The 23,712-nt window shown below is 65.5% G+C and carries 20 protein-coding genes and 8 pseudogenes; 11 read left to right on the forward strand and 17 right to left on the reverse strand.

The window, feature by feature from the left end; all coding sequences use genetic code 11:
- Nucleotides 1-9 precede the first annotated feature (9 nt).
- Nucleotides 10-1,015: pseudogene (locus E6W36_RS14375) on the reverse strand (PA0069 family radical SAM protein).
- 193 nt (nt 1,016-1,208) lie between these two features.
- Between E6W36_RS14375 and E6W36_RS14380 the strand changes: the two are divergent.
- Nucleotides 1,209-2,174, forward strand: a complete 966-nt coding sequence (locus E6W36_RS14380; protein WP_222873025.1) for a YheT family hydrolase — start codon at nt 1,209-1,211, stop codon at nt 2,172-2,174.
- Here E6W36_RS14380 and E6W36_RS23675 read toward each other — a convergent pair.
- The 10 genes and pseudogenes from E6W36_RS23675 to E6W36_RS14420 all read right to left on the reverse strand — a co-directional run bounded on the left by E6W36_RS23675 (nt 2,119) and on the right by E6W36_RS14420 (nt 8,202).
- A complete protein-coding gene (locus E6W36_RS23675; protein WP_425459742.1) occupies nt 2,119-2,727 on the reverse strand; it encodes an alpha-isopropylmalate synthase regulatory domain-containing protein in 609 nt (202 codons plus the stop codon). The two genes, E6W36_RS14380 and E6W36_RS23675, sit on opposite strands and share 56 nt — an antisense overlap.
- A 10-nt stretch (nt 2,728-2,737) precedes the next feature.
- Nucleotides 2,738-3,031, reverse strand: a pseudogene (locus E6W36_RS23680) (homocitrate synthase/isopropylmalate synthase family protein); the annotation flags it as partial.
- The gene (locus tag E6W36_RS23685) at nt 2,938-3,675 is read right to left on the reverse strand and encodes a beta/alpha barrel domain-containing protein (protein WP_281277355.1); all 738 of its coding nucleotides are present in this window, start codon (nt 3,673-3,675) and stop codon (nt 2,938-2,940) included. The gene E6W36_RS23685 and the pseudogene E6W36_RS23680, both read right to left, overlap by 94 nt.
- 353 nt (nt 3,676-4,028) lie before the next feature.
- Entirely contained in the window at nt 4,029-4,283 is a 255-nt protein-coding gene (locus E6W36_RS14390; RefSeq protein ID WP_222873026.1) for a hypothetical protein, read from the reverse strand.
- Nucleotides 4,284-4,359: 76 nt separating this feature from the next.
- Nucleotides 4,360-4,920, reverse strand: a complete 561-nt coding sequence (locus tag E6W36_RS14395; RefSeq protein ID WP_222873027.1) for an esterase-like activity of phytase family protein — start codon at nt 4,918-4,920, stop codon at nt 4,360-4,362.
- Between the two features lie 106 nt (nt 4,921-5,026).
- On the reverse strand, nt 5,027-5,590 hold the full coding sequence (locus tag E6W36_RS14400) for a hypothetical protein (protein ID WP_222873028.1): 564 nt from the start codon (nt 5,588-5,590) through the stop codon (nt 5,027-5,029).
- A 148-nt stretch (nt 5,591-5,738) separates the two neighbouring features.
- A pseudogene (gene rpsD, locus E6W36_RS14405) lies at nt 5,739-6,352 on the reverse strand (30S ribosomal protein S4).
- A gap of 235 nt (nt 6,353-6,587) precedes the next feature.
- The gene (ruvX, locus tag E6W36_RS14410; RefSeq protein ID WP_222873029.1) at nt 6,588-7,109 is read right to left on the reverse strand and encodes a Holliday junction resolvase RuvX; all 522 of its coding nucleotides are present in this window, start codon (nt 7,107-7,109) and stop codon (nt 6,588-6,590) included.
- Entirely contained in the window at nt 7,106-7,315 is a 210-nt protein-coding gene (locus E6W36_RS14415) for a hypothetical protein (RefSeq protein WP_222873030.1), read from the reverse strand. The genes ruvX and E6W36_RS14415 overlap by 4 nt, the downstream gene beginning before the upstream one ends.
- Complete coding sequence (locus tag E6W36_RS14420) at nt 7,312-8,202, reverse strand: DUF3089 domain-containing protein (RefSeq protein ID WP_222873031.1); 891 nt, start codon at nt 8,200-8,202, stop codon at nt 7,312-7,314. The genes E6W36_RS14415 and E6W36_RS14420 overlap by 4 nt, the downstream gene beginning before the upstream one ends.
- Nucleotides 8,203-8,570: 368 nt before the next feature.
- Here E6W36_RS14420 and gatA point away from each other — a divergent pair, with 368 nt between their 5' ends.
- The 5 genes and pseudogenes from gatA (at nt 8,571) to E6W36_RS14440 (ending at nt 13,132) form a co-directional block, all read left to right on the forward strand.
- Nucleotides 8,571-10,325: an Asp-tRNA(Asn)/Glu-tRNA(Gln) amidotransferase subunit GatA gene (gatA, locus tag E6W36_RS14425; RefSeq protein WP_222873032.1), complete on the forward strand. Its 1,755-nt coding sequence runs from the start codon at nt 8,571-8,573 to the stop codon at nt 10,323-10,325.
- A gap of 126 nt (nt 10,326-10,451) precedes the next feature.
- Nucleotides 10,452-10,763 (forward strand): DUF417 family protein, encoded by a 312-nt coding sequence (locus tag E6W36_RS14430; protein ID WP_484103590.1) that lies wholly within the window; start codon nt 10,452-10,454, stop codon nt 10,761-10,763.
- Nucleotides 10,760-10,927: a DUF417 family protein gene (locus E6W36_RS24010; protein ID WP_484103591.1), complete on the forward strand. Its 168-nt coding sequence runs from the start codon at nt 10,760-10,762 to the stop codon at nt 10,925-10,927. The genes E6W36_RS14430 and E6W36_RS24010 overlap by 4 nt, the downstream gene beginning before the upstream one ends.
- A 134-nt stretch (nt 10,928-11,061) precedes the next feature.
- A pseudogene (gene gatB / locus E6W36_RS14435) lies at nt 11,062-12,584 on the forward strand (Asp-tRNA(Asn)/Glu-tRNA(Gln) amidotransferase subunit GatB).
- A gap of 5 nt (nt 12,585-12,589) precedes the next feature.
- The gene (locus E6W36_RS14440) at nt 12,590-13,132 is read left to right on the forward strand and encodes a TIGR00645 family protein (protein ID WP_222873033.1); all 543 of its coding nucleotides are present in this window, start codon (nt 12,590-12,592) and stop codon (nt 13,130-13,132) included.
- A 326-nt stretch (nt 13,133-13,458) separates the two neighbouring features.
- Here the strand turns inward: E6W36_RS14440 and uvrA are convergent.
- From uvrA to E6W36_RS14465, 6 genes and pseudogenes are all read right to left on the reverse strand, one after another.
- Nucleotides 13,459-16,316 (reverse strand): annotated as a pseudogene (uvrA, locus tag E6W36_RS14445) (excinuclease ABC subunit UvrA).
- A 208-nt stretch (nt 16,317-16,524) separates the two neighbouring features.
- Nucleotides 16,525-16,770: a hypothetical protein gene (locus E6W36_RS19520; protein ID WP_246047771.1), complete on the reverse strand. Its 246-nt coding sequence runs from the start codon at nt 16,768-16,770 to the stop codon at nt 16,525-16,527.
- A gap of 35 nt (nt 16,771-16,805) precedes the next feature.
- Nucleotides 16,806-17,081: pseudogene (locus E6W36_RS23690) on the reverse strand (NUDIX hydrolase); the annotation flags it as partial.
- A pseudogene (gene aroC / locus E6W36_RS22320) lies at nt 17,002-18,143 on the reverse strand (chorismate synthase). The pseudogenes aroC and E6W36_RS23690, both read right to left, overlap by 80 nt.
- Before the next feature lie 66 nt (nt 18,144-18,209).
- A pseudogene (gene fabI / locus E6W36_RS14460) lies at nt 18,210-19,042 on the reverse strand (enoyl-ACP reductase FabI).
- Between the two features lie 70 nt (nt 19,043-19,112).
- Nucleotides 19,113-20,051, reverse strand: a complete 939-nt coding sequence (locus tag E6W36_RS14465; RefSeq protein ID WP_222873035.1) for a DnaJ C-terminal domain-containing protein — start codon at nt 20,049-20,051, stop codon at nt 19,113-19,115.
- A 113-nt stretch (nt 20,052-20,164) separates the two neighbouring features.
- Between E6W36_RS14465 and pdxH the strand changes: the two genes are divergently transcribed.
- Genes pdxH through E6W36_RS14490 form a run of 5 tightly spaced genes read left to right on the forward strand, consistent with a single transcriptional unit; the run spans nt 20,165 to nt 23,698 of the window.
- Entirely contained in the window at nt 20,165-20,740 is a 576-nt protein-coding gene (gene pdxH / locus E6W36_RS14470) for a pyridoxamine 5'-phosphate oxidase (protein WP_222873036.1), read from the forward strand.
- Nucleotides 20,737-21,696 carry a cation diffusion facilitator family transporter gene (locus E6W36_RS14475; protein WP_222873037.1) on the forward strand — a complete coding sequence of 320 codons (960 nt, stop codon included), beginning with the start codon at nt 20,737-20,739 and terminating at the stop codon, nt 21,694-21,696. Before pdxH ends, E6W36_RS14475 begins: the two co-directional genes overlap by 4 nt.
- Complete coding sequence (locus E6W36_RS14480; RefSeq protein ID WP_222873038.1) at nt 21,693-22,175, forward strand: PhzF family phenazine biosynthesis protein; 483 nt, start codon at nt 21,693-21,695, stop codon at nt 22,173-22,175. Before E6W36_RS14475 ends, E6W36_RS14480 begins: the two co-directional genes overlap by 4 nt.
- Complete coding sequence (locus tag E6W36_RS14485; RefSeq protein WP_222873039.1) at nt 22,159-22,482, forward strand: PhzF family phenazine biosynthesis protein; 324 nt, start codon at nt 22,159-22,161, stop codon at nt 22,480-22,482. Before E6W36_RS14480 ends, E6W36_RS14485 begins: the two co-directional genes overlap by 17 nt.
- A 43-nt stretch (nt 22,483-22,525) precedes the next feature.
- On the forward strand, nt 22,526-23,698 hold the full coding sequence (locus E6W36_RS14490; RefSeq protein WP_222873040.1) for a M48 family metallopeptidase: 1,173 nt from the start codon (nt 22,526-22,528) through the stop codon (nt 23,696-23,698).
- The last annotated feature ends 14 nt before the right edge of the window (nt 23,699-23,712 follow it).

Consider the following 23,712-nt stretch of genomic DNA (forward strand, 5'->3'; position numbering starts at 1 on the left):
CGGGCAGGTCTAACCAAACAGTTCGCCCTGACGTGCTTTGGCAGGCGGGCGGAACAGGTCGCGGCGCAGGGCAAAGCGGTCCCGTTGCAAACCGTAGCGCTTGCAGGCCGCCTCGAAGCGGGCGCGCATCATGTCCGCGTAAGCGCCTGTACCGCGCATGCGGGTGCCGTAATCGGGGTCGTTCTCCCGGCCGTTGCGCATGGCGCGCACATGACTCATCACGCGTTCGGCGCGGTCCGGCCGGTGTTCGGCCAGCCAGGCCTTGAACAGGTCCTTGACTTCATGGGGCAGGCGCAGGTGGATCGACGACGCGCCAGTAGCACCGGCCCCGGCCGCCGCCTCCAGGATCGCCTCGATCTCATGGTCGTTGATGTGGGGATGACCGGCGAGACGAAGACGTTGACCGGTACGCCGCGCTCGGCCAGCAGGCGGATCGCCTCCAGCCGCTTGCCCGGCGTCGAGGCCCGCGGCTCCATGGCGCGCGCCAGCGCCGGTCAAGCGTGGTCACGGAGACGTTGACCACCATCAGACCGAGCGCCGCCATGGCCGAGAGCAGGTCGGCATCGCGCGTCACCAGATGATTCTTGGTGGTGATGGTCGCCGGGTGCCGGGTCTCCAGCAGCAGTTCCAGGATGCCGCGCGTGATGCGGTACTGCCGCTCGATCGGCTGATAGGGGTCGGTATTGGTGCCCATGGCGATCGGGGCCGGCGTGTAGCCGCGCCGGTCCAGCTCCTGCCGGAGCAGGGCGGCAGCGGTCGGCTTGGCGAACAGCCGGGTCTCGAAATCCAGGCCAGGCGACAGGCCGTGATAGGCGTGGGTGGGGCGGGCGAAGCAGTAGATGCAGCCGTGTTCGCAGCCGCGATAGGCATTGATCGAGCGGTCGAAGGCGATGTCCGGCGACTGGTTGCGGGTGATGATGGTCTTTGGCTGTTCGATGGTGACGTCGGTCGTCAGCGTCGGCGGCTCCTCCTCATCCCAACGCTCCGGGTCGCGGGTGCGCTGCAGATCGGGCATGCGCGTGCTGATCGGGTTGGTGACGGCCCGCGTCCGCGCCGCTCGCTGGGATGGCGCACCTGATCCAGTTCCTGCAAAGGGCGTATCGTCATATGCGCCTTGTAGCGCACTATGAAAACAAAACAAGAACATTCAATGGAAACGGCATGTATCCACAAGCGTTCAAACCACGTTTCCCTGGATCGGCAGTGACTTGCAGACGCTGCGCAATATCCTCTCGCCGCCGCGCCCCGAGCTTGCGCGCTGGCCGGAGCAGACCCTGTGGTTCCGCGCCAGCAACGGCGTCGACTGGCTGTCAGGCCGCTTGCAGTCACCGGCCGGGACGTCACGGCCGCTGGTGGCAATCGCGCATGGTCTGACCGGCAGTTGCGAGGGCGCAACCCTGGTTGCAAGCGCCGCCGTGCTGCTTGCGGCCGGTTACCCGGTGTTGCGGCTCAATCTGCGCGGGGCAGGCGAGACCGCACCGCGCTGCGCAAGCTTCTACCACACGGGCCTGACAGCGGATATCGCCGCATTGATACCGCAGTTGCCGGACCCTGCCGCAAACGGCGTCATCCTCATGGGCTATTCGCTGGGCGGGAACACGGTGCTGAAATACCTGACCGAGGGGATGGTCGCGGACGCGGTGATGGGCGGTGCCGCCGTCAGCGCGCCGATCATGCCGGCGCACGCGGTCGCAGCCATCGAGCAGCCGCGCAACACCCTCTATGCCCGCTACCTGCTCAAATGGATGAAGGAAGGGGCGGCGGCCAGCCAGTTCCCAGCGCCGCTGAAACAGGCTGCAGCCGCCGCGCGATCGATCCGCCACTATGACGAGACGGTAACCGCGCCGATGCACGGCTTTCAGGGAGCTGAGGACTTTTATTCACAGGCTGCCAGCGCGCCGCATCTTCGGCAGCTTGCACGCCCGGCGCTGGTGATCACGGCGCAGGACGATAGCTGGATCCCGGTCGCGGACTACCGCAAGGTCGACTGGGCGGCGATCCCCACGCAACCTGCCGGATCAGCGATGGCGGCGGCCACTGCGGATTTCACGCAGCGGACGCGTCCGTGCCCTGGCACGACCGGGCGCTGCTGGCCTGGCTGGCTGATATGCTGGGCGTTTAGGCGCTGCGCACCAGCCCGTCGCTGTGATCGACCGGCTGACGGCCGCGCTTGAGGATCAGCTTGTTGAGCGCGCTGACATAGGCGCGGGCGCTGGCGACCAGGGTGTCGTGGTCGGCGGCTGTCGCCTGCGCAGTACGGCCGTTCTCGGACAGACGGACGGTGACCTCTGCCTGGGCGTCCGTGCCCTGGGTCACGGCGTGGACCTGGTAGAGCGCCAGTGTCGCGTCGTCGTGCGGCACCAGCTTGCGGATCGCATTGAACAGCGCATCGACCGGGCCGTTGCCGCGGCTGGCGGCCGTGTGCTCGGCGCCGTCGATCGACAAGGTGATGATGGCGCGCTGCGGACCGGCCGAGCCGCAATAGACTTCGACCTCCAGCACCTGGATCGCCTCGTTGGCGCGGGCGGTCGAGTCGTCGACCAGCGCGATGATGTCCTCGTCGTAGACGTGCTTTTCAGGTCCGCCAAGTCCTTGAAGCGCTTGAACGCGTCCTGGAAGGCGTTGTCGCCGAGGCTGTAGCCGAGTTCGTCCAGTTTCTGCTTGAAGGCGGCGCGGCTGAGTGCTTGCCCATGACCAGGTTCGAGGCGGTGAGACCGACCGAGGCAGGGGTCATGATCTCGTAGGTGCTGCTGTCTTTCAGCATTCCGTCCTGGTGGATGCCAGACTCGTGCGCGAAGGCGTTGGCACCGACGATCGCCTTGTTCGGTTGCACCTGAAAGCCGGTGATCGAGGAGATGAGGCGCGAGGCACGGGTGATCTGGGTGGTCTCGATCCCGGTCGCGTAGGGCATGACGTCGTGGCGGGTGCGCAGCGCCATCACCACCTCCTCCATCGCGGCGTTGCCGGCGCGCTCGCCGATCCCGTTGATGGTCGACTCGACCTGGCGCGCGCCCGCAGCGATGGCCGCCAAGGTGTTGGCGACCGCAAGGCCCAGATCGTTGTGGCAGTGCGTGGAGAAGGTGGCCCGGTCCGCCCCGGCACGCGCGCGATCACATCGCTGAACATGGCCGCATAGCTCTCGGGCGTCGCATAGCCGACCGTGTCCGGCAGGTTGATGGTGGTGGCGCCGGCCGCGATCGCGATCTCGACGGCGCGGCACAGGAAATCGGGGTCGGAGCGGGTCGCATCCTCGGCCGACCACTCGACATCGGGGCACAGATTGCGGGCGTGGCTGACCGACTTGCGGATCGCTTCCAGGACGTCTGTCGGCTCCATGCGCAGCTTCACGCGCATGTGCAGCGGCGAGGTGGCGATGAAGGTGTGGATGCGCGGCGCGCGTGCATGCTTGACCGCCGCCCAGGCGCGGCTGATGTCGGCCTCCGCTGCACGCGACAGGCTGGCGACCGTGGCACGCTGACACTGGCGGGCAACCTCGCTGACGGCCTGGAAATCACCTTCGGACGCGATGGCGAACCCGGCCTCGATGATATCGACGCCGAGCGCCTCCAGTTGGGCGGCGACCTTCAGCTTCTCTTCCAGGTTCATCGAACAGCCGGGCGACTGTTCGCCGTCGCGCAGGGTGGTATCGAAAATCTTGACGTGGTTCATGGCCATAACTGGCTCCTGAGCTTGGATGAGCGGCTGGCGCAAAGTCGTCCCCGGGGCGGTGGTCCGCAGGGCGCGCCGCGCGTCGACGCCCAGGGTCCGTTATGCCCGCGGGCCGCTAAGTCGCAGGTCGGGAGCCGGGCAAGCGGCAGGGCTTGCCGCGCAAGCAAACAGGGCATGGGGTCGAGCCATGCCCTGTTGATGCCATTCCAGGTCAAATCTGTAAAGGCTGGCCGTGTCAGAGTAGTGTCTCAGTTTGAAATTCTGCCGCTCACCTTGAGCTTGGACAGAAGGGGTGAGCGGCTCGTGGTTCTGTCCGAGCTCACCACGAGCGGGCTTTTCAAACTGAGACACTACCCGTGTCAGCGCCGGCGGCGGCGCTCCATGCCCATCGCCGCCAGGGCGCCAAGCCCAAGCATCCAGGCCACCGGCGGCGCATCGACCGGGGTGGCAAAACCGGGAATGGTGACGCGATAGGCCAGGAAAGTCGTGTCGTTGTCCAGACCGGCATCGTAAGCCGCGCCGACCTGGAAGCCGTTGGTGGTCAGAAAGTCGTTGTCATTGGCGACAAACAGGAAATAATCGTTCGGGGCGTCGGGATCGAGCACGGACAGCAAGGTCAGGCCTTCCCACTTTTCCGAGAGGTTGTTCTCATCGTTCGGCAGGCCGTTATGCAGGCCGAAGCGGTCCAGTTCAGCACTGTTGTTGATGTTCAGCCAAGGGACGAGTGGCCGGCGTGATGCTGTCCTTCAGGACGCCATTCGGTGCGATTTGCGCCTCGTCCGGCGTGTTGAGCACGTTGGTGGCGTCGGCGAAGTCGACGATGTCCACTTGCCGGTAGCGCGACAGCGGGTCCGCATTGCCCTGGCCGGCACCGTCGCGCGGCAGAATCAGGAAGCGGGTTGGCGAGAGCGCCAAAATCTCGCTCTGTGCTGCCACGCGGACGTTGCCGTTGGCGTTCAGGTAGGTGGGGAGCTGCAGCGCATATTCCCCGGTCACGACCGGATTATCGAGGTCGGAGATGTCGTATGTCACGATGCGCGTGGTCCGCCGCGTCGTGTTGATGCTGGCCGAGTTGAGATCCTGAATGGCGGCGCTTTGCAGCACAGCGATCAGCGTCTTGCCGTCCGGGGCGAGGCTTAAGCCCTCCAGACCCTGATTATTCTGACGCCCGGCAGTTGGGTTGAGTGGATTCGGCACCGGCTGGCCCGAACCGGGGTTGTTGGAACTGTAGTCGCTCACGCCGTTGCGCACGGGGCGCAGGGAGGCCGGACTGGCAGCGCGCCGATGAACTGGCCGGTGCTGTCGAAGCGATACACCGACGGGCCATATTCGTCGCTGATGAGATAACCGCCGTCCTTCAGGGGACGATCGCCTCGGCGTCCAGCGCCAGCTTGCCGTTGAACGCTTGCGGCAGCTCGGGCAGGGTTGCGGTCGCCGGGCGCGCGCCGCCGGTTGCAAGCCCGCCGGGCACCGGATCAAGGCCGGTGAGGTTCTGGATGCCATTGCCGACGGTCTCGTAAAGCTTCAGCGTGTCGCGCAACGCCAGCTGGATCTGGTTCTGGCTGTTGTTCACGCTGTTGATGCCGACCGGTGTGAAGCTGAAATCGACATAGTTGATGCGCGGCGCGTAGTCTGTGGTGCCGGTAACGTTGTAGCCGCGATCCGGCAGCGTGATGAAAGTGCCGCTGTAGCTGTCGCCGGCACGCGCCCAACTGCCGGCGACGGTGCTGAGGCCAGAGATCGAACCGAAGGTTTCACCGAACTTGTCGCGCGTCGCCGCATCGATCCGGCCGAATCCGACCAGGCCCTGCACGGTGTAGTCGGCACCACCGATACTTGCGGTGAACGGCGCGGCATGAGCGGCGCCAGCGAGCAGAAGCCCGGCAAGCGCTGGGCCGACCCGAAAAGCTGCGTGTAACATGAAGAACCTCCGTTAAAGTATGGAGGGCTTTGTAGGACGTCGACATGACGCCCGCATGACAGAACGGTTAACGCAGCAACGTCTCGTCTCAAAACAAGAGGGCGCGACTGCCGCCACGCCCTCAATGCTATCATTACTGGAAGCCGGATCAGCGCGAGTAGAACTCGACCACCAGGTTCGGTTCCATGCGGACCGGGTAGGGTACTTCGTCGAGCTGCGGCACGCGCGCGAACACGATTTTGCCGACATTGTCGAGCTGGATGTAGTCTGGCAGATCACGTTCTGCCGACGCCATGGCTTCCATGACCAGCGCCATCTGCTTGGCCTTGGGCGAGAGTTCAACGACATCGCCGACCTTCACCTGACGCGAGCCGATGTTGCACTTGACACCGTTGACCATCACATGGCCGTGGCTGACCAGCTGGCGGGCCGAGAACACGGTCGGCGCGAACTTGGCGCGATAGACGACAGCGTCCAGGCGCACTTCCAGCAGACCGATCAGGTTCTGCGAGGTGTCGCCCTGCGGCGCACGGCCTCGGCATAGACCTTGCGGAACTGCTTTTCGGTGATGTTGCCGTAATAGCCCTTCAGCTTCTGCTTGGCGCGCAGCTGGGTGCCGAAGTCCGACATCTTGCCCTTGCGGCGCTGGCCATGCTGGCCGGGGCCGTATTCGCGCTTGTTCACGGGGCTCTTCGGGCGGCCCCAGATATTCTGACCCATGCGGCGATCGAGTTTAAACTTCGCCGAAATCCGCTTGCTCATCGCAGCTCCATCTGTTCAACCGTTTCCAGGCATGCGGCCATCGGGCCGATGCGTTCCCCAGATCAACACCGACAGGCGCGCCACAGAGGCTGACTGCCGCGGACACCGCTTCACTGGGGCTGCGGGTCCGTTGATGTGAAGCGGGGCGGCTAGCCCGCCTTGGTGCAATTGTCAAGTTTCCATCAGAATTGGTAGTGTCTCAGTTTGAAACCTCCCGCTCAACCCTTCGTCCAGCTCAGGGTGAGCGGCAAAATTCAAAATGACCCACTACCTCAGAATTGTCAGTGCGCCGCGGGAGGTTGGCAAGCGCGTCGATCGCGCCCTGCAGAATGTAGGCGGCGGCGAGCTTGTCGACCAGTTCGGCGCGGCGCGCACGGCTGGCGTCAGCGTCGAGCAAGGTGCGTGTTACCGCGACCGTCGACCAGCGCTCGTCCCACAGCAAGATCGGCAGCCCGAGCACCGTCTGCAGGTTGCGTGCGAAAGTGCGCAGGGACTGGGTCTGCGGCGACATGGTTCCGTCGAGGCTGAGCGGCAGGCCAAGCACCAGGCCAGCCAGGCGTTGATCCCGGCAGCGCAGGTGCAGAGCGGCGGCATCGGCGGTGAACTTGCCGCGCGCAAGCGTCTCGGCCGGCGATGCGATGGTCCAGCCAGCGTCGCAGTAGGCCAGGCCGATCGTCTTGCTGCCGACGTCCAATCCGCCCAGCCGGCCCTTGCCAGGCAGTGCCGACGCAAAATCGCTGGGGCTCTGGGTGATCATGGCAACGGCCGCCCGGCGGCAAACGCCTTCAGCCGGGCTTCGGCGTCGAGTCGGGCGTCGGCCCAGAACAGGGTGATGTCGTAGCGGGTGAAGTCGTTGCCAGGCAGCGCTTGTTCGGAAAACGGGGTCTTCGGCTTGGGCGAGACGATCAGCAGCCCCTCCGATGAGCAGGTCGCCCCGACGAGCCCGGCGATCAGCGCCTTCAACGCGCCAGTCGGGGCCGGGGTGAAGGGCAGGGCGCCATGGTGCGCCTCCGGGCTGAGCGGCTTCTCATTCGCCGTGCCGCTGAGGGGTTGGTGCAGAGCAGGCGCGGCGCGTCCACCGGCCGCGCGCGTTCAAGCCAGGCTGCGGCTGCCAGAAAATGCTCGGCGTCAGTAGGGTCGGCGAAGGTCGACCAGCTTACGATGCAGCGGCTGTCGCGCGGGTCCTGGCAGGCGCGGACGTTCAGCGCAAACAGGTCCCGATTGCGGTCGACGGGCCAGCCCAGCAGGTAGGCGGCAACCAGGCTCTGGCTGAGCGTCGTCTCGGCGATGCGGCCCGCCAGCAGCCGTTTGGCGAGCAGCGCGCCCTGGCCGTGCCCGACCAGGAAAAACGGCCGGTCCGGGTCACGCGCCGCCAGGAACGCATCGAAGGCCGCCTGTACGTCGGTATAGGCCAGATCGATGGCGGCGCGCGCGTCCTCGGTCCGGCTGTATTGTGCGCCAAGGCTCGCCTGGCGGATCAGCGGCGCCCACGCCGACGCTGTTGAAGGCGCTGGCCTCATGACGCACGGCCTCCACTTGCAAGGTCCTGCTGGCTGCGTCGTCCAGCGGATCGTTCCAGAAGCGGCTGCTGAGGTAGGTGTCTGGCCCAAGGTAGAACACATCCGCGCGCGGTTCGGCTGCCGGGTAAAATCGGGCGGCGCGGCCAGCGCCGGGGACTGTGGCCGGCGCGGATGGGCGATCCACCCGGACAAGGCAGTGTAATCGGGCTGTGCTGCTTGTGGGCTGTCCTGGAAGGTAATCCGGGGCACGAAAGCCGTGCGCATCAGGCGCGGCGCATAAGCATTGAACAGCCACCAGCCGGCAAAGGCGAGGCTGATCAGCACCGCCACCAGCCATAGAAATTTAGTCGCCGGTGTGCGGCGTTTTTCTTGGCGGGTTGTGCTGGCTGCGGCCGTTCCCAGGACGGACGCTCGTCAATCGGCGCTGTCATGTCTCGTGATGTTGGTCGTCCAATCGGCAGCGGTTTGCAAGTGTCGACATGCGCCTATGGTCTGTCAGGCTGAAAAGCCATGCGTGGCGTGCCTGGATAGCCCGAAAGCCGTACTGCCCTACGCCCCGCTCTGGGCGAGCCTTGTGATTTCGACCCGAGACACGACCCATGCGCCACGGCGCTTGCAGGGGATTTGCTGGAATGCTAGCTGCATTCCGCAACAGGCATATTTAGGAAACACGCGAACATGGCGGTCGATGAAAGACAGTGCGCCGCATTGCGCACCTGGCCCGGCTGAAGCTTGATGCCGCCGATGTGGCGCCGATGCAGGCGGAGCTGAACAAGATCCTGAGCTGGGTGGAGGAGCTCGGCGCGGTCGATACCGACGTTGTCGAGCCGATGACCGCCGTCATCCCGAACCGCTTGCGCTGGCGCGAGGATGTGGCCAACGCCGATCCGCTGACCGGCGGTGACCGGCAGGCCGATGTGCTCAAGAATGCGCCCCAGGCCGAGTTCGGCTTTTGCTGTGCCGAAAGTGATCGAATAATGACCGACCTGACCGACCTGACGATCGCCGGGCTGCGCGACGGCTTGCATACGCGCCGTTTTTCCGCCGTCGAGGTGGCGACCGCCTACAACGCCGCCGTGGCGGCGGCGCGGCCGCTCAACTGCTTCATCGTCGAGACGCCGGACCTGGCGCTCGAACAGGCACGCGCGGCGGACGAAGCGCTTGCGGCCGGAACCGCCGGGCCGCTTGCCGGCGTTCCGCTCGGCATCAAGGACCTGTTCTGCACTCAGGGCGTTCAGACGACGGCCGCGTCAAAAATCCTGGATGGCTTCATCCCGCCCTATGAGTCGACGGTCTCGGCCAACCTGAAGCGTGATGGTGCCGTGATGCTGGGCAAACTGAACCTCGATCAGTTCGCCATGGGTTCGTCCAACGAGACCAGCGCTTTCGGCAACGTCATCAACCCCTGGCGCGGCCCGAACGGCGCGCAGCTTGTGCCCGGCGGCTCGTCGGGCGGTTCCTCGTCGGCGGTGGCGGCGCGCATCGTTGCCGGTGCCACAGGGACGGACACCGGCGGCTCGATCCGCCAGCCCGCCGCCTTCACCGGTATCGCCGGCATCAAGCCGACCTACGGCCGTTGCTCGCGCTGGGGCATCATCGCCTTTGCCTCCTCGCTTGACCAGGCCGGGCCGATGGCGCGTGACGTGCGTGATTGCGCCATCCTGTTGCAGAGCATGTGCGGGTTCGACCCCAAGGACTCGACGTCTCTCGATACTCCGGTCCCGGATTTCGAGGCGGCGCTGACCGGCGATCTGCGCGGTCTGCGCATCGGCATCCCGGCCGAATATCGCATGGACGGCATGCCCGCCGAGATCGATGCGCTGTGGCGCCACGGCGCGGCCTGGCTGAAGGACGCCGGCGCCGAGATCGTTGACATCAGCCTGCCGCACACCCGGCATGCGCTGCCGACCTATTACATCGTCGCGCCGGCCGAAGCGTCGTCCAACCTCGCGCGCTATGACGGGGTTCGTTACGGCCTGCGTGTCGCGCCCGATCAGGCGTCGCTGATCGACATGTATGAGGAAACCCGCGCCGCAGGCTTCGGTCGCGAGGTGAAGCGCCGGATCATGATCGGCACCTATGTGCTGTCTGCCGGCTTCTACGACGCTTACTACATCAAGGCCCAGAAGGTGCGGGCCCTGATCGCGCGCGATTTCGAGAACGCCTGGTCCCGGTGCGATGCGATCCTGACGCCGACAACGCCGTCTGCAGCGTTCCCGTTCGGCGCCAAGTCCGACGATCCGATCGCCATGTACCTCAACGACGTGTTCACGGTGCCAGCAAGCCTTGCAGGGTTGCCGGCCATGTCCGTGCCGGCGGGGCTGGATGCCTCGGGCCTGCCGCTCGGGCTGCATCTGATCGGCCGGCCGCTTGACGAGGCGACCGTGCTCAACGCCGGCTATGCGCTGGAACGTGCGGCAGGCTACACCGCCCAACCAACACGCTGGTGGTGACCCCATTATTGTCTGCGTTCCGGAAACAGTTCGGTTGATCGTTTCCGGCTCGACCGAGGAAACAGATTAGTTTACCTGATGCCGCCATGAATGCGAGAGGGTCTCGCATTCAGCATGGAGGCAAAGATGAGTGAACATTCGATAGGCACGCTCGGTGAGCGCATTCGCAACATCGGCGGGCTAGCCCTCCCGCTGGCCCTCGGGATCGTGTTCCTGTGGTTTGGCGGCATGAAATTCACCGCCTATGAAGCCAATGGCATTGCGCCCTTCATCGCCAACAGCCCTTTCGTCGGCTGGTGGCATACGCTGCTTGGCATCCAGGGTGCGAGCTATATGCTGGGCGTGGTCGAAATCCTGGCCGGCCTGCTTCTGCTCGGCGGCCTCGTCCTGCCCCTGCTGGGCGTAGCCGGCGGCGCCTCGGAATTGTCACCTTTGTGACGACATTGAGCTTCTTCCTGACGACGCCCGGCGTCGCTGAGCCGACAGCGGGCGGATTCCCGGCAATCTCTGCCGGCATCGGCCAGTTCCTGCTCAAAGACGTTGTGCTGCTGGCCGCATCGATCTGGATCCTCGGCAACAGCCTGATCCGCCACGGTCGCTGAACCGCTGCACAAATGTTCCGGACAAGCCCGGCCCTGGCACCGGGCTTTTCGTGTCCACGCCGGTTGTACGGGGCTTGCTCATTGCTGGCTGCGCGGTGCATTAGCGCTTGAAGAGCAGCCATCTGGACAAGCCCATGACCACCGCCGATACGATTGACGCCGCTACCGACATGAAGCCCTATCGCCTGCACGGCATGACCGGCGAGTGGGAGGTCGTGCTCGGGCTGGAGGTACACGCCCAGGTGACCTCGAACGCCAAGCTGTTCTCAGGTGCTGCCACCGCATTCGGCGCGGAGCCGAACAGCCAGGTGAGCCTGATCGACGCGGCGATGCCGGGTATGCTGCCGGTTATCAATGGCGAATGCGTGCGCCAGGCGGTGTGCACCGGGCTGGCGCTTGGCGCGGAAATCCACCGCTGGTCGCGCTTCGACCGCAAGAATTATTTCTACGCTGATCTGCCGCAGGGCTACCAGATCAGCCAACTCTATCATCCGATCGTCGGCGAGGGCGCGATTTCGCTCGACCTTGCCGAGGGGCGCGTCAAGACCGTGCGTATCGAGCGCATCCACCTGGAGCAGGACGCCGGCAAGTCGATCCATGATCAGCACCCGACCCGTTCCTACGTCGACCTGAACCGCACCGGCATTGCGTTGATGGAGATCGTCTCCAAGCCGGACATGCGCTCGCCCGAGGAGGCCGGCGCCTACCTCAAGAAACTGCGCACCATCCTGCGCTATGTCGGCAGTTGCGATGGCAACATGGAAGAAGGCTCGATGCGTGCCGACGTCAATGTCTCCGTGCGCAAGCCCGGCGACCCGCTCGGCACGCGCTGCGAGATCAAGAACGTCAACTCGGTGCGCTATGTCATGCAGGCGATCGAGGTCGAAGCGCGCCGCCAGATCGACATCATCGAGGATGGCGGCGCTATCATCCAGGAGACCCGGCTGTTCGACCCGGCCAAGGGCGAGACCCGGGCGCTGCGCTCGAAGGAGGACGCGCACGATTACCGCTATTTCCCTGACCCCGACCTGCTTCCGCTCGAGCTGCCGGACGGCTTCATCGAGCGCTGCCGGGCAGCGCTGCCGGAATTGCCGGACGAGAAGAAGGCCCGCTTCGTCGCGCATCTGGGACTGACGCCATACATCGCCGCCGTGCTGACCGCCGAGAAGGAAACCGCCGACTGGTTCGAGGCGCTGCTGGAAAGCACGGCCGCAAGGCTGGGCAAGACGCAGGCCGAGGTCGCCCGCCCGGCCGCCAACTGGCTGACGTCCGATCTGTTCGGCGCGCTCAACAAGCTCGGGCTGGACCTGGCGCAAAGTCCGATCGGGATTGCGCAGGCGTCCGAACTGCTGGCATTGATCGGGGATGGCACCCTCTCGGGCCGGTTGGGCAAGGATGTGTTCGAGATCATGCTGGAGTCAGGGCAGGATCCGGGCGTGATCGTCGCGGAACGCGGACTACGCCAGGTCTCGGATACCGGTGCCATCGAGGCGGCGATCGCCCAGATCATGGCCGACAACCCTGACAATGTGGCAGCCTATCGTGCCGGGCGCGACAAGCTGTTCGGGTTTTCGTCGGCCAGACCATGAAGGCCATGGGTGGCAAGGCGAACCCTGCCGTCGTCAACGACCTGCTGACCAAAGCGCTGAAGGGGTAATGTAAGTGCTGCGCGCGTTTGAATCCCGGTTTGAGGCCATGCTGTTCGCCAGCCGCTGGCTCATGGCTCCGTTTTATCTGGGCCTGGTGGTGGCACTGGTTGTGCTGATGGTCTCGTTTCTCGGGGAGCTGTGGCATTTCGTGCTCGCAGCACCGGCGCTGAAGGAGACGGATGTCATTCTGGGTGTTCTCACCCTGATCGACCTGTCGCTGGCCGGCAATCTGCTGCTGATCGTGGTGTTCTCCGGCTATGAGAATTTTGTCTCCAAGCTCCATGTCGGCGACCATGTCGACCGGCCGGAATGGATGGGCACGGTGGATTTCTCCGGCCTGAAGCTCAAACTGGTTGCCTCCATCGTCGCCATCTCCGGCATTCATCTGCTTAAGTCGTTCATGAATGTCAGCCAGATGGACAAGGACGATCTCCTGTGGCTGGTCATCGTTCATCTCACCTTCGTGGTCTCCGGCCTGCTGTTGGCCTGGATGGACCACATCTCCGGCAGTACCAAGAAGATGAAGCTTTCGGGAAAAGCGGAGGCGGTTTCCTAGAACCTGATGACTTTAAGTTGACCCCACGCCATCGCGCGGTTGCACACGCGCCGCTCACCCTGAGCTGGACGAAGGGCTGAGCGGCTCGTGGTTCGTCCAAGCTCACTACGAGCGGACTTTACAGCCTGCTCCGTGAAGATCGGAATGGCGATCCCATCCAATGTCATCAGACTCTAGAGCGGTTTTCGATCCGATCGAATCAAATTGCCGCTCTATGTTTTGTTTTGCCGCGATTTCTTAACCAGAAGATGAGTCCATCTGCTTGGAAATCGCTCTAAAATCCGATGACGGACGACAGCATGGTTCAGCGTTGCTGCGTTTGCAGCTCACGCCGCACGCCGCGCCTTGTCGAGCAGCGGGGCGAGATAGCGGCCGGTGTGGGAGGCGGGGTTGCGGCCACCTGCTCCGGCGTGCCGCTGGCCACGATCTCGCCGCCCTTGTCGCCACCGTCTGGCCCCAGGTCGACAATCCAGTCCGCGGTCTTGATGACCTCCAGATTGTGCTCGATGACGACCACGGTGTTCCCGGCGTCGACCAGCGCATGCAGCACCTCGAGCAGCTTGCGGACGTCCTCGAAATGCAGGCCGGTGGTCGGCTCATCGAGGATGTAGAGCGTCTGCCCGGTCGCGCGGCGGCTGAGCTCCTTGGCAAGCTTGACCCTTTGCGCCTCACCGCCGGACAAGGTCGTCGCCTGCTGGCCGATCTTGATGTAGCCGAGCCCCACCTCGTTCAGCATCGCCAGCTTGTCGCGGATCGGCGGCACGGCCTGGAAGAAGTCCAGGCCGTCCTCGATGGTCATGTCCAGCACGTCCGCAACCGACTTGCCCTTGAACCGGACCTCCAGAGTCTCGCGGTTGTAGCGCGCGCCCTTGCAGACGTCGCAGGTGACATAGACGTCCGGCAGGAAGTGCATCTCGATCTTCAGGACGCCGTCGCCCTGGCAGGCCTCGCAGCGGCCACCCTTGACGTTGAAGCTGAACCGGCCGGGCTTGTAGCCGCGCGCCTGCGCCTCCGGCAGGCCGGCGAACCAGTCACGGATCGGGGTGAAGGCACCGGTGTAGGTCGCAGGGTTCGAGCGCGGGGTGCGGCCGATCGGCGACTGGTCGATATCGATCACCTTGTCGAAATACTCCAGCCCGGTAATCGCGTCGTGCACGCCGGGCACGCCGCGCGCGCCCATGAGCCGCTTGGCCGCCGCCGTGTAGAGCGTATCGAGCGTAAGCGTCGACTTGCCGGAGCCAGAGACCCCGGTCACGCAGGTGAAGGTCCCGACCGGCAGCCTCGCGGTGACACCCTTCAGGTTGTTGGCCCGCGCGCCGCTGACCTCCAGCCATTTGCCGGTTCCCGTGCGCCGCGCCGCCGGCACCGGCACTGCGCGAACCCCGGCGAGATACTGGCCTGTCAAGCTCTCGGGATTGGCCATGATTGCAGCCGGTGGCCCCTGCGCGATGATCTGGCCACCATGGACGCCGGCACCCGGCCCCATGTCGATCACATGGTCGGCGGCGAGGATCGCATCCTCGTCATGCTCGACCACCAGCACGCTGTTGCCGAGGTCGCGCAGGCGCTTGAGGGTGACCAGCAGGCGGTCGTTGTCTTTCTGGTGCAGGCCGATCGATGGCTCGTCGAGCACGTAGAGCACGCCGGTCAAGCCGGAGCCGATCTGGCTGGCGAGCCGAATGCGCTGGCTCTCGCCGCCGGACAAAGTCCCGGTTGCGGCTGAGGTGCAGGTAGTCCAGCCCGACATTGTTGAGAAAGCCCAGGCGCTCGACGATTTCCCGCAGCACCTTCTCGGCGATCGCCGCCTGCTTGTCGCTTAGCCCGGGCGCGATGCCGGAGAACCAGGCCAGCGCATCCGCAACTGATTTGGCGGTGGCGTCGGAGATGGTCAGCCCACCGATCTTGACCGCCAGCGCCTCCGGCTTCAGCCGTGCGCCATGGCAGGCCTCGCACGGGGCGGCCGACTGATAGCGCGACAGTTCCTCGCGCATCCAGGCCGACTCGGTCTCCTTCCAGCGACGGTCCAGATTGCCGATGACGCCCTCGAACGCCTTTTGGTCTCGAAGCGGCGACGGCCGTCCTCGAACTGCAGCGCGATTTCGACGCCGCGGGTGCCGTGGAGGATTGCATCGCGGGCAGCCTCCGGCAGCTCGGCCCAGGGTGCGCGCATGGACACGCTGTAGTGTCGGGCGATGCTTTCCAGAACCTGCATGTAGTAGGGCGAGGGTGGGTTGGCCTTCGACCAGGGCTGAACCGCACCGTCGATGAGCGAGAGTGTTTCGTCCGGCACCACGAGCGCGGGGTCGAAGTAGAGCTTCTGGCCCAGCCCGTCGCAGGCCGGGCAGGCGCCGTGCGGGCTGTTGAAGGAGAACAGCCTTGGTTCGATTTCGGCGATGGTGAAGCCGGAGACCGGGCAGGCGAATTTCTCCGAGAACAGGATGCGCTCCGGCTCCTTCGCGCCCTCCATCAGGTCCGCGAATTCGGCGATGGCCAGCCCCTCGGCGAGTTTCAAGGCCTGCTCCAGCGAGTCGGCAAGCCGCCCGGCGAGGTCGGACCGCACTGCAATCCGGTCGACCACCACCTCGATGTCGTGCTTCAGCTTCTTGTTCAGTGCCGGTGCGTCGTCGATCTCGAGAAAGGTGCCGTCGATCTTGACCCGCTGGTAGCCCTGGCGCTTCAGCTCCTGCAGTTCCTTGCGATACTCTCCCTTGCGGCCGCGCACGATGGGTGCAAGCAGATACAGGCGCGTGCCTTCCGGCAGCGCGAGGATGCGGTCGACCATCTGGCTGACCGTCTGCGCCTCGATCGGCAGGCCGGTCGCCGGCGAATAGGGAACACCAACCCGCGCCCACAGCAGGCGCATGTAGTCGTAAATCTCGGTGACGGTCGCGACGGTCGAGCGCGGGTTTTGGACGTGGTTTTCTGCTCGATGGAGATGGCCGGCGACAGGCCGTCGATATGGTCGACGTCGGGCTTCTGCATCAGCTCCAGGAACTGGCGGGCGTAGGCCGACAGCGACTCGACATAGCGTCGCTGGCCTTCCGCATAGATCGTGTCGAACGCCAGGCTCGACTTGCCGGAACCTGACAGGCCGGTGACGACCACCAGCCGGTCGCGCGGAATGTCGACGTTCAGGTTCTTGAGGTTGTGCTCGCGCGCGCCGCACGGAAATCTGGGTCAGCATGAACGGCCTTGTTCCATATTTGTTCGGTATGTGCAAGCGCGGGTAGTGGGTCATTTTGAATAAACCGCTCGTGGTGAGCTTGGACAAAACCACGAGCCGCTCATCCCTTCGTCCAGCTCAGGGGAGCGGCAAAATTTCAAAATGACCCACTACCCAAGCGCGATACGGGCAATAGATGGGCCAGACGCGCCGGCTTCTCAAGCTGCGTTCAGCCCCGGTCGGCGAGTGCGAGCGGCAGGGCGGTGATCGGGAAACCGAGGTCGTCCGGGATGCACAGGTGCTCGGCTCCGTCGCGCTCGGCCACAAAGGGCGAAATCGGCCGCGGCGGGTGTGCGAGCGTATGTGCCATCGCCTCCTGCGCCGTCGAGTACTGTGCCAGCCGGTGCAGGTGCATGCGGGTCGGGAACAGCAGGCGCACGCCGGGTGCGTCAGGGCGGCCTGCGGCCTGATCCACTGCGCTGCGACGACTTCCATGCCGTCGGGTGTCAGTGGCGGGTCACCCTCGAGCGCTGTGAGGTAAAAGCGTGTATCGAACCGGCGCGGGATGTGCAGCGGCGGCAGCCAGCGCGAGAGCGGGACGAGGCGCTCGACAGCCATCGTCAGGCCGACTTCTTCCCGGGCTTCGCGAATGGCGGCCAGACGGTGTGCACAGTCTTCGGGGTCGGCGTGCCGGGCTGCCGCTGCGCTATCTGCAGGATCGAGGGCACCGCCTGGAAACACCAGAGCACCGCCTGCGAATGTCAATGCGGCGCTGCGGGTGACCATCAGCACCTCCAGCCTTGCTGCACGATCGCGCACCACGACCAGCGAGGCGGCCTGGCGGATGTCGCTCAAAGGTCTGGCCCCGGTGGCGCAGCATATGGTCGGCAAGCACCAGCGCTATCATCGCCTCGGCGACAGGCACAGCGCGGATGCCGACGCAGGGGTCATGGCGACCCTTGGTGACGACATCGACGGGCATGCCGTCACGGTTCAGGCTCTCGACCGGTGTCAGGATGGAGGACGTCGGCTTGACCGCCATCCGCGCAACGATCGGCTGGCCGGTCGATATGCCACCCAGCACGCCGCCGGCATGATTGGAGAGAAACTGCGGCTGGCCATCCGTCCCGGGGCGCATCCGGTCAGCATTCTCGACGCCGGTCAGGCGCGCCGCTGCGAAACCGTCGCCGATCTCGACCCCTTGACCGCATTGATCGACATGAGCGCGCTGGCCAGGTCGGCGTCCAGCTTGCCGTAGATCGGCGCCCCAGCCGGCCGGCACGCCGGTTGCGATTACCTCGACGACGGCCCCAGCGAATTGCCGGCCTTGCGCGCCTGATCGACAGCATCCGCCCAGGCGTCGACAATGCCAGGGTCGGGCGCGAAAAACGGGTTGGCGTCGACGGCGGCCAGATCGAACCGTGCGCGGTCGATGGCGATGCCGCCGAGTTCCACCAGATAGCCATGGATTGCGATACCCGGCCCCAGCACGACACGGGCGACTGCGCCGGCGGCAACCCTGGCCGCGGTCTCGCGCGCGGACGACCGACCGCCGCCCCGGTGATCGCGGATGCCGTATTTGACATCGTAGGTGAAGTCGGCGTGACCCGGCCGCCACTGCGCGGCGATATCGCCATAGTCCTTCGAGCGCTGGTCCGTGTTCTCGATCATCAGACTGATCGGGGTGCCGGTCGTCCTGCCCTCGAACACGCCGGAGAGGATGCGCACGGCGTCCGCTTCCTGCCGCTGGGTGGTGTAGCGCGACTGGCCGGGGCGGCGCTTGTCAAGAAACGGCTGGATGTCGGCTTCGCACAGCGGCAGGCGCGGCGGGCAGCCGTCGACCACCACACCCAGCGCCGGGCCGTGACTCTCCCCAGGTGGTGATGCGGAACAGATGCCCGAAGCTGTTGTGGCTCATGTGCGACCTGTTCCTGCTGACCGTTGCCTAGCTGAGCGCGATGTCGGGGCGTCCTCGGCCTTCATGCCGATGACGTTGTAGCCGGCGTCGACATGGTGGATCTCGCCGGTGACGCCGGATGCGAGGTCTGAGAGCAGATACAGGCCAGCGCCGCCGACATCCTCGATGGTGACGTTGCGCCGCAGCGGCGCATTCAGCTCGTTCCATTTCAGGATATAGCGGAAGTCGCCGATGCCGGAGGCGGCCAGCGTCTTGATCGGACCAGCGGATATGGCGTTCACGCGGATGCCGCGCGGCCCCATGTCGGCGGCCAGATACTTGACGCTGGTCTCCAGCGCCGATTTGGCGAGGCCCATGACGTTATAGTGCGGCACGACCTTTTCCGCGCCGTAGTAGGAGAGGGTGAGCAGCGAACCGCCGTTCGGCATCATCGCCTCGGCGCGCTTGGCGACCGCCGTGAAGGAATAGACGCTGACGTTCATGGTCAGCAGGAAATTGTCGAGGCTGGTGTCGACGTAGCGCCCGCGCAACTCGTCCTTGTTCGAGAAGCCGATGGCGTGGACCACGAAGTCCAGCGTCTCCCAGTGTCGGGCGATGTCGGCGAAGGCGGCGTCGAGCGAGGCCATGTCGCTGGCATCGCAGGGGTGACGATTGCCGAACCAAGCTCTGCCGCCAGTGGCCGCACCCGCTTTTCCAGCGCCTCGCCAAGATAGGTGAAGGCAAGCTCCGCACCCTGTGCATGCAGCGCCTTGGCGATGCCCCAGGCCAGGGATTTCTCGTTGGCGAGGCCCATGATGAGGCCACGCTTGCCGCGCATAAGGTCTGACATTCGTGCTCCGTAAGCAGTGTGCACTACGCGCGCTTTTGTGACGAGCCGCGCGCGGGCGGTCAAGCAGACCTCATGCGTCCTCGCCGAAGGGGCGTTTCGCCGGCCCGGCGCCCGGCCAGGTATCGACGAACGTGCGCAGGGCGTCGTCGGCCGCCGGCAGATCGACCAGCAACCGCACCATCTGGTCGCCGCGGCCGCCGTCCTTGCGGGTGAAGCCGCGACTGCGCAGGCGCAGCAGGCGGCCGCTGGTGGAGCCTGCCGGCACAGCCAGCATCACCGGGCCGTCGACGGTCGGCACCTTCACGCTGGCACCGCGCACCGCCTCGCTGAGGCTGATCGGCAGATCGAGGGTCACCGTCTCGCCATCGCGCTTCAGGTACGGGTGCGGCTGGATGCGCAGGGTGACCACAGCGTCGCCCACACCGCCGGGCCCGGGCGCGCCCTGTCCGGTCAGGCGGATCTGCTGGCCGTCATTGAACCCGGCCGGCAGTTTGATTTCGATGGTTTTGCCGGTGCGCAGCGCCAGCCGTTGCGGCAAGCCGCGCGCTGCCTGATCGAACGGGATATCCAGCGTGTAGCTGAGGGTCTGGCCACGCGCCGAGCGCGCCTGCGTCCGCTGCGCGCCAAACTCCGCGCCGAATGGCCCACCGCCGAACGACCCGCCTGTGCGTGCGCCGCCGCCGCTGAACAGGTCCGCGAATACATCGAACGGATCGCTCTCGAAGCCGCCGCTGCGGGCGTGCGGCTTGTAGCCCGATGCATTTCCGCCGGCAAAGCCGCGCGGATTGCCATCCGCATCGATTTCGCCACGATCGAACTGCGCCCGCTTGGCCTCGTCGCCAAGCAGGGCATAGGCGGCCGAGACCCGCTTGAACCGCTCGGTGTTGGCCGGATTGTCCTTGTTGCGATCCGGGTGCAGTTCCTTGGCGAGCTTGCGGTAGGCCTTCTTGATGTCGTCGTCGCTGGCGGTGCGCGGCACGCCGAGCACCTCATAGGGATTTTGCGCCACGTATCTCTCCTTAAGTGTTGTATTATTGCAACATATGGCGTTCCGCAAGGGAGAAACGGACCAGCTTGCCCGGCGTGCGTCTTGAGACTAGCTGTGCGTGCGAAAGGCCCCTTATGTCTGATCCGTTTTCCCTGTTCGGTGACTGGCTCACTGAAGCTGCCCGGAGCGAGCCGAACGACCCGAACGGCATGGCGCTGGCGACCGTCGGGCAGGACGGTCAGCCATCGCTGCGCATGGTGCTGCTGAAGGACTGGGGTCCGGACGGCTTCGTGTTCTATACCAACTTCGAGAGCCGCAAGGGCCAGGAGTTGCAGGCACACCCGAAAGCAGCCCTGCTGTTCCACTGGAAGTCGCTGCGCCGGCAGGTGCGGATCGAAGGGCCGGTGTCGACGGTGTCGGCGGCCGAAGCTGATGCCTATTTCGCCAGCCGGCCACGCGACTCGCAGATTGGTGCCTGGGCGTCCGACCAGTCGCGGCCGCTGGAAAGCCGGGCGGCGTTTCTGAAACGCATCGCCGTGCAGACCGCGCGCTTCGGCATGGGACCGGTGGCGCGGCCGCCGCACTGGTCCGGCTTTCGCGTTCATCCGGTCGCTTTCGAGTTCTGGCGCGACCAGCGCTTCCGCCTCCATGAACGTATCGTCTTCAGCAGGGATGGCGAGGGCTGGCGGGAAGGGATGCTGTATCCATGAGCGCGCCACGCACGCCGGCCGTCATTGCGATGCAGCGCGCGACTCAGGCTTCGGTCGCCGTCGCAGTCACTCTCGCGGTGCTCAAGATCGTTGCGGTCGTGCAGACCGGAGCGCTGTCTGTACTGGGTTCGCTGCTTGATACCCTGCTTGACGTCATCGCCTCGCTGGTGACCCTGTTCGCCGTGCGGGTCGCGACCCAGCCGGCGGACGAGGACCACCGGTTCGGCCATGGCAAGGCGGAGGCGATCGCCGCGCTGTTTCAGACCAGCCTGATCATGGGTTCCGGAATCGCGCTCATCCTGGCGGCGGGCAACCGGCTGCTGCACCCGCATGCGGTCACGGCACCGGGCATTGGCGTCGGCGTCTCGGTCGTTGCCATCGTGGCGACGCTGGCGCTGGTCACCTATCAGCGGCATGTGGTGCGCCAGACCGGCTCGCTGGCAGTCGATACCGACCGGCTGCACTACGAAAGCGACCTGGGCCTCAATCTCTCTGTCATCGTCGCGCTCGGCCTGGAAAGCTGGGCCGGGATCAGCGGGGCCGACGCCGCCATCGGCATCGCCATCGCCGCCTATCTGATCTGGGGCGCACAGAAATCCGCGCGCCGCGCGATCGACATGCTGATGGACCGGGAATGGGACGAGAGGCGACGCGCACAGATCGTCGCCGCCGTCGCGGCGCATCCGGACGTCCGCGGCATCCACGAACTGCGCACCCGCACCAGCGGCCTCGACAGCTTCGTGCAGTTCCATATCTGGCTCGACCCCGACCTGCCGGTCCGGCGTGCGCACCGCATCGTCGATGAGGTGGAGGGCCGGGTGCGCGCAGTGTTCCCGGATGTCGAGGTGCTGATCCATGTCGATCCTGAGGGTGTGGTCGAGCAGGGCGAGCGCGACGCCGACCACCGGCTGCTCGACCCGATGTCCGCCGCCAGCCGCCTGAGGGGACCGTTATGAGACTGCCCATCTACCGCATCGATGCCTTCTCCGACCAGCCGTTCCGGGGCAATCCGGCGGCGGTCATGCCGCTGGAGCATTGGTTGGACGATAGCCTGCTGCAGGCGATTGCGGCCGAGAACAACCTGGCGGAGACCGCATATTTCGTCGCGGATCCGTCTGGGGCAGCGGACTATGAATTGCGCTGGTTCACGCCAGCGGTCGAGGTTGCGTTATGCGGGCATGCAACGCTGGCGGCTGCGCATGTTCTGTGGCGGCATCTTGGCTTTACAGGTACGGTCATCGCGTTCCGCACGCGCCAGTCCGGCGTCCTGCGCGTGAGCCGTAATGCGGATGGCAGGCTGACGCTCGACTTTCCCAGCTACCGGCTGGCGCTGTCGAGGAGCCGGCGCTGGTCGCAGCATTGGGCGGTGCGCCGGACGCAGTACTGGGTGGTGGCATCTGGCGCATGGCGGTCTATGGGTGCCAGGCGGATGTGACGGCGCTGACCCCGACCTGCGGGCGATCAAAGGCATGGGCCATATGGTGATCGCGACTGCTGCGGGCGAGACGGCTGACTTCGTCTCCCGCTTCTTTGCGCCGGCGCATGGTGTCGACGAAGACTCCGTGACCGGGTCCGCCCATTGCAGGCTGATCCCCTACTGGTCGGAGCGGCTTGGCAAGGCGGAGCTCTACGCCGAGCAGATATCTCAGCGCCTGGGCAGACTCTGGTGCCGCGACCGGGGCGAGCGTGTCGATATTGCGGGGTATTGCATCGACACGCTGATCGGTGAGGTGCTGGCATAGCTCACCAAAGCGCAGTAGGCTTCTGCCAAAACAGGAGTCCCGTATGGCATTCGATCCGGCCGCCGCGACCGCCGCGTACATCGCCAGCATTCCACCCGACGTGCAGGCGCGCTCGATCGCCTATACCGAAGGCGGTTACTGGCTATTGCCGCTTGGGTTGATCGTCACCGGGGTGGTCACCTGGATCATCGTGCGCTGGGGCATTCTGGCGAAACTGCGAGACCGGGCCCAGAAGAGCAAGCCACGCCCCTCAAGCGCGGCGTTCCAGGTTGCTGCGACCTACATCGGCCTGTCGGCGCTGATCACATTGCCGTGGACGATCTACACCGACTGGTGGCGGCCGCACCATTACGGGCTGAGCAAGCAGCCGCTCGGCGATTGGCTGGGGCAGGGGATGATCGGGCTGGTGCTGAACGTGCTCATCGGCGGGTTGTTCTTCATGGGGCTGTACTGGCTGATCCGCCGCCTGCCGCGACTCTGGTGGCTGGCCGGTGCCGGGATGGCCGGGGCGGGCATATTGCTGATGCTGCTGATCGCGCCGGTCTTCATCGAGCCACTGTTCAACAAATATGAGCCGTTCCCCAAAGGCCCGGCGCGTGACGCCATCGTGGCGCTGGCCAAGGATGCCGGCGTGCCGGAGGATAGGATTTTCGTCTTCAACGGCTCGCGCCAGCGCGACGTGGTGACCGCCAACGTGTCCGGTGCATTCGGCTCTGCGCGCATCGCCGTCAGCGACATCGCCGTCGACCGGGCAAGCCTGCCGGAAGTGCGCGCTGTGGTCGGCCATGAGATCGGCCACTACAAGCTTGGTCATTCCCTGCGCTCGGTGCTGTTCTTCAGCGCCATGGCCCTGCTGGCGTTTTGGGCGACGCACCGGTTGTTCCAGCCGGCGCTGCGCTGGTTCGGGGCGCAGGACCAGGTGCAAGGCCTCGCAGATCCGGCCGGGCTACCGGTGCTGCTGTTCGTGGTCAGTGTGTTCGGCTTCCTGGCGACGCCGCTGCTCAACAGCTACATCCGCATCGGCGAGGTGGAGGCCGACCAGTATTCGCTGGACCACGCGCGCGATCCGGATGGCCTCTCGACTGCGCTGCTGAAGGCTGTCGAGTACCGCAAGGCTTCGCCGGGCAGGCTGGAGGAAATCATCTTCCACGATCATCCGGGCGTCGAGAACCGCGTCCGCATGGCGATGGAGTGGAAGGCCCGACATCAGAAGTGAGGGCGGGCTTGACG

Origin of the sequence: Hankyongella ginsenosidimutans (assembly GCF_005144965.1) — a bacterium.
In the GTDB taxonomy this organism is placed as follows: domain Bacteria; phylum Pseudomonadota; class Alphaproteobacteria; order Sphingomonadales; family Sphingomonadaceae; genus Hankyongella; species Hankyongella ginsenosidimutans.

Excerpts from the sequence above, each read along its gene's own strand:
- E6W36_RS14490 (WP_222873040.1), top strand. The coding sequence starts at position 22,526 with ATGGCATTCGATCCGGCCGCCGCGACCGCCGCGTACATCGCCAGCATT.
- E6W36_RS23685 (WP_281277355.1), bottom strand. The coding sequence starts at position 3,675 with ATGGCCATGAACCACGTCAAGATTTTCGATACCACCCTGCGCGACGGC.
- E6W36_RS14430 (WP_484103590.1), top strand. The coding sequence starts at position 10,452 with ATGAGTGAACATTCGATAGGCACGCTCGGTGAGCGCATTCGCAACATC.
- ruvX (WP_222873029.1), bottom strand. The coding sequence starts at position 7,109 with ATGATCACCCAGAGCCCCAGCGATTTTGCGTCGGCACTGCCTGGCAAG.
- pdxH (WP_222873036.1), top strand. The coding sequence starts at position 20,165 with ATGTCTGATCCGTTTTCCCTGTTCGGTGACTGGCTCACTGAAGCTGCC.
- E6W36_RS14475 (WP_222873037.1), top strand. The coding sequence starts at position 20,737 with ATGAGCGCGCCACGCACGCCGGCCGTCATTGCGATGCAGCGCGCGACT.
- E6W36_RS14480 (WP_222873038.1), top strand. The coding sequence starts at position 21,693 with ATGAGACTGCCCATCTACCGCATCGATGCCTTCTCCGACCAGCCGTTC.
- E6W36_RS14400 (WP_222873028.1), bottom strand. The coding sequence starts at position 5,590 with ATGTTACACGCAGCTTTTCGGGTCGGCCCAGCGCTTGCCGGGCTTCTG.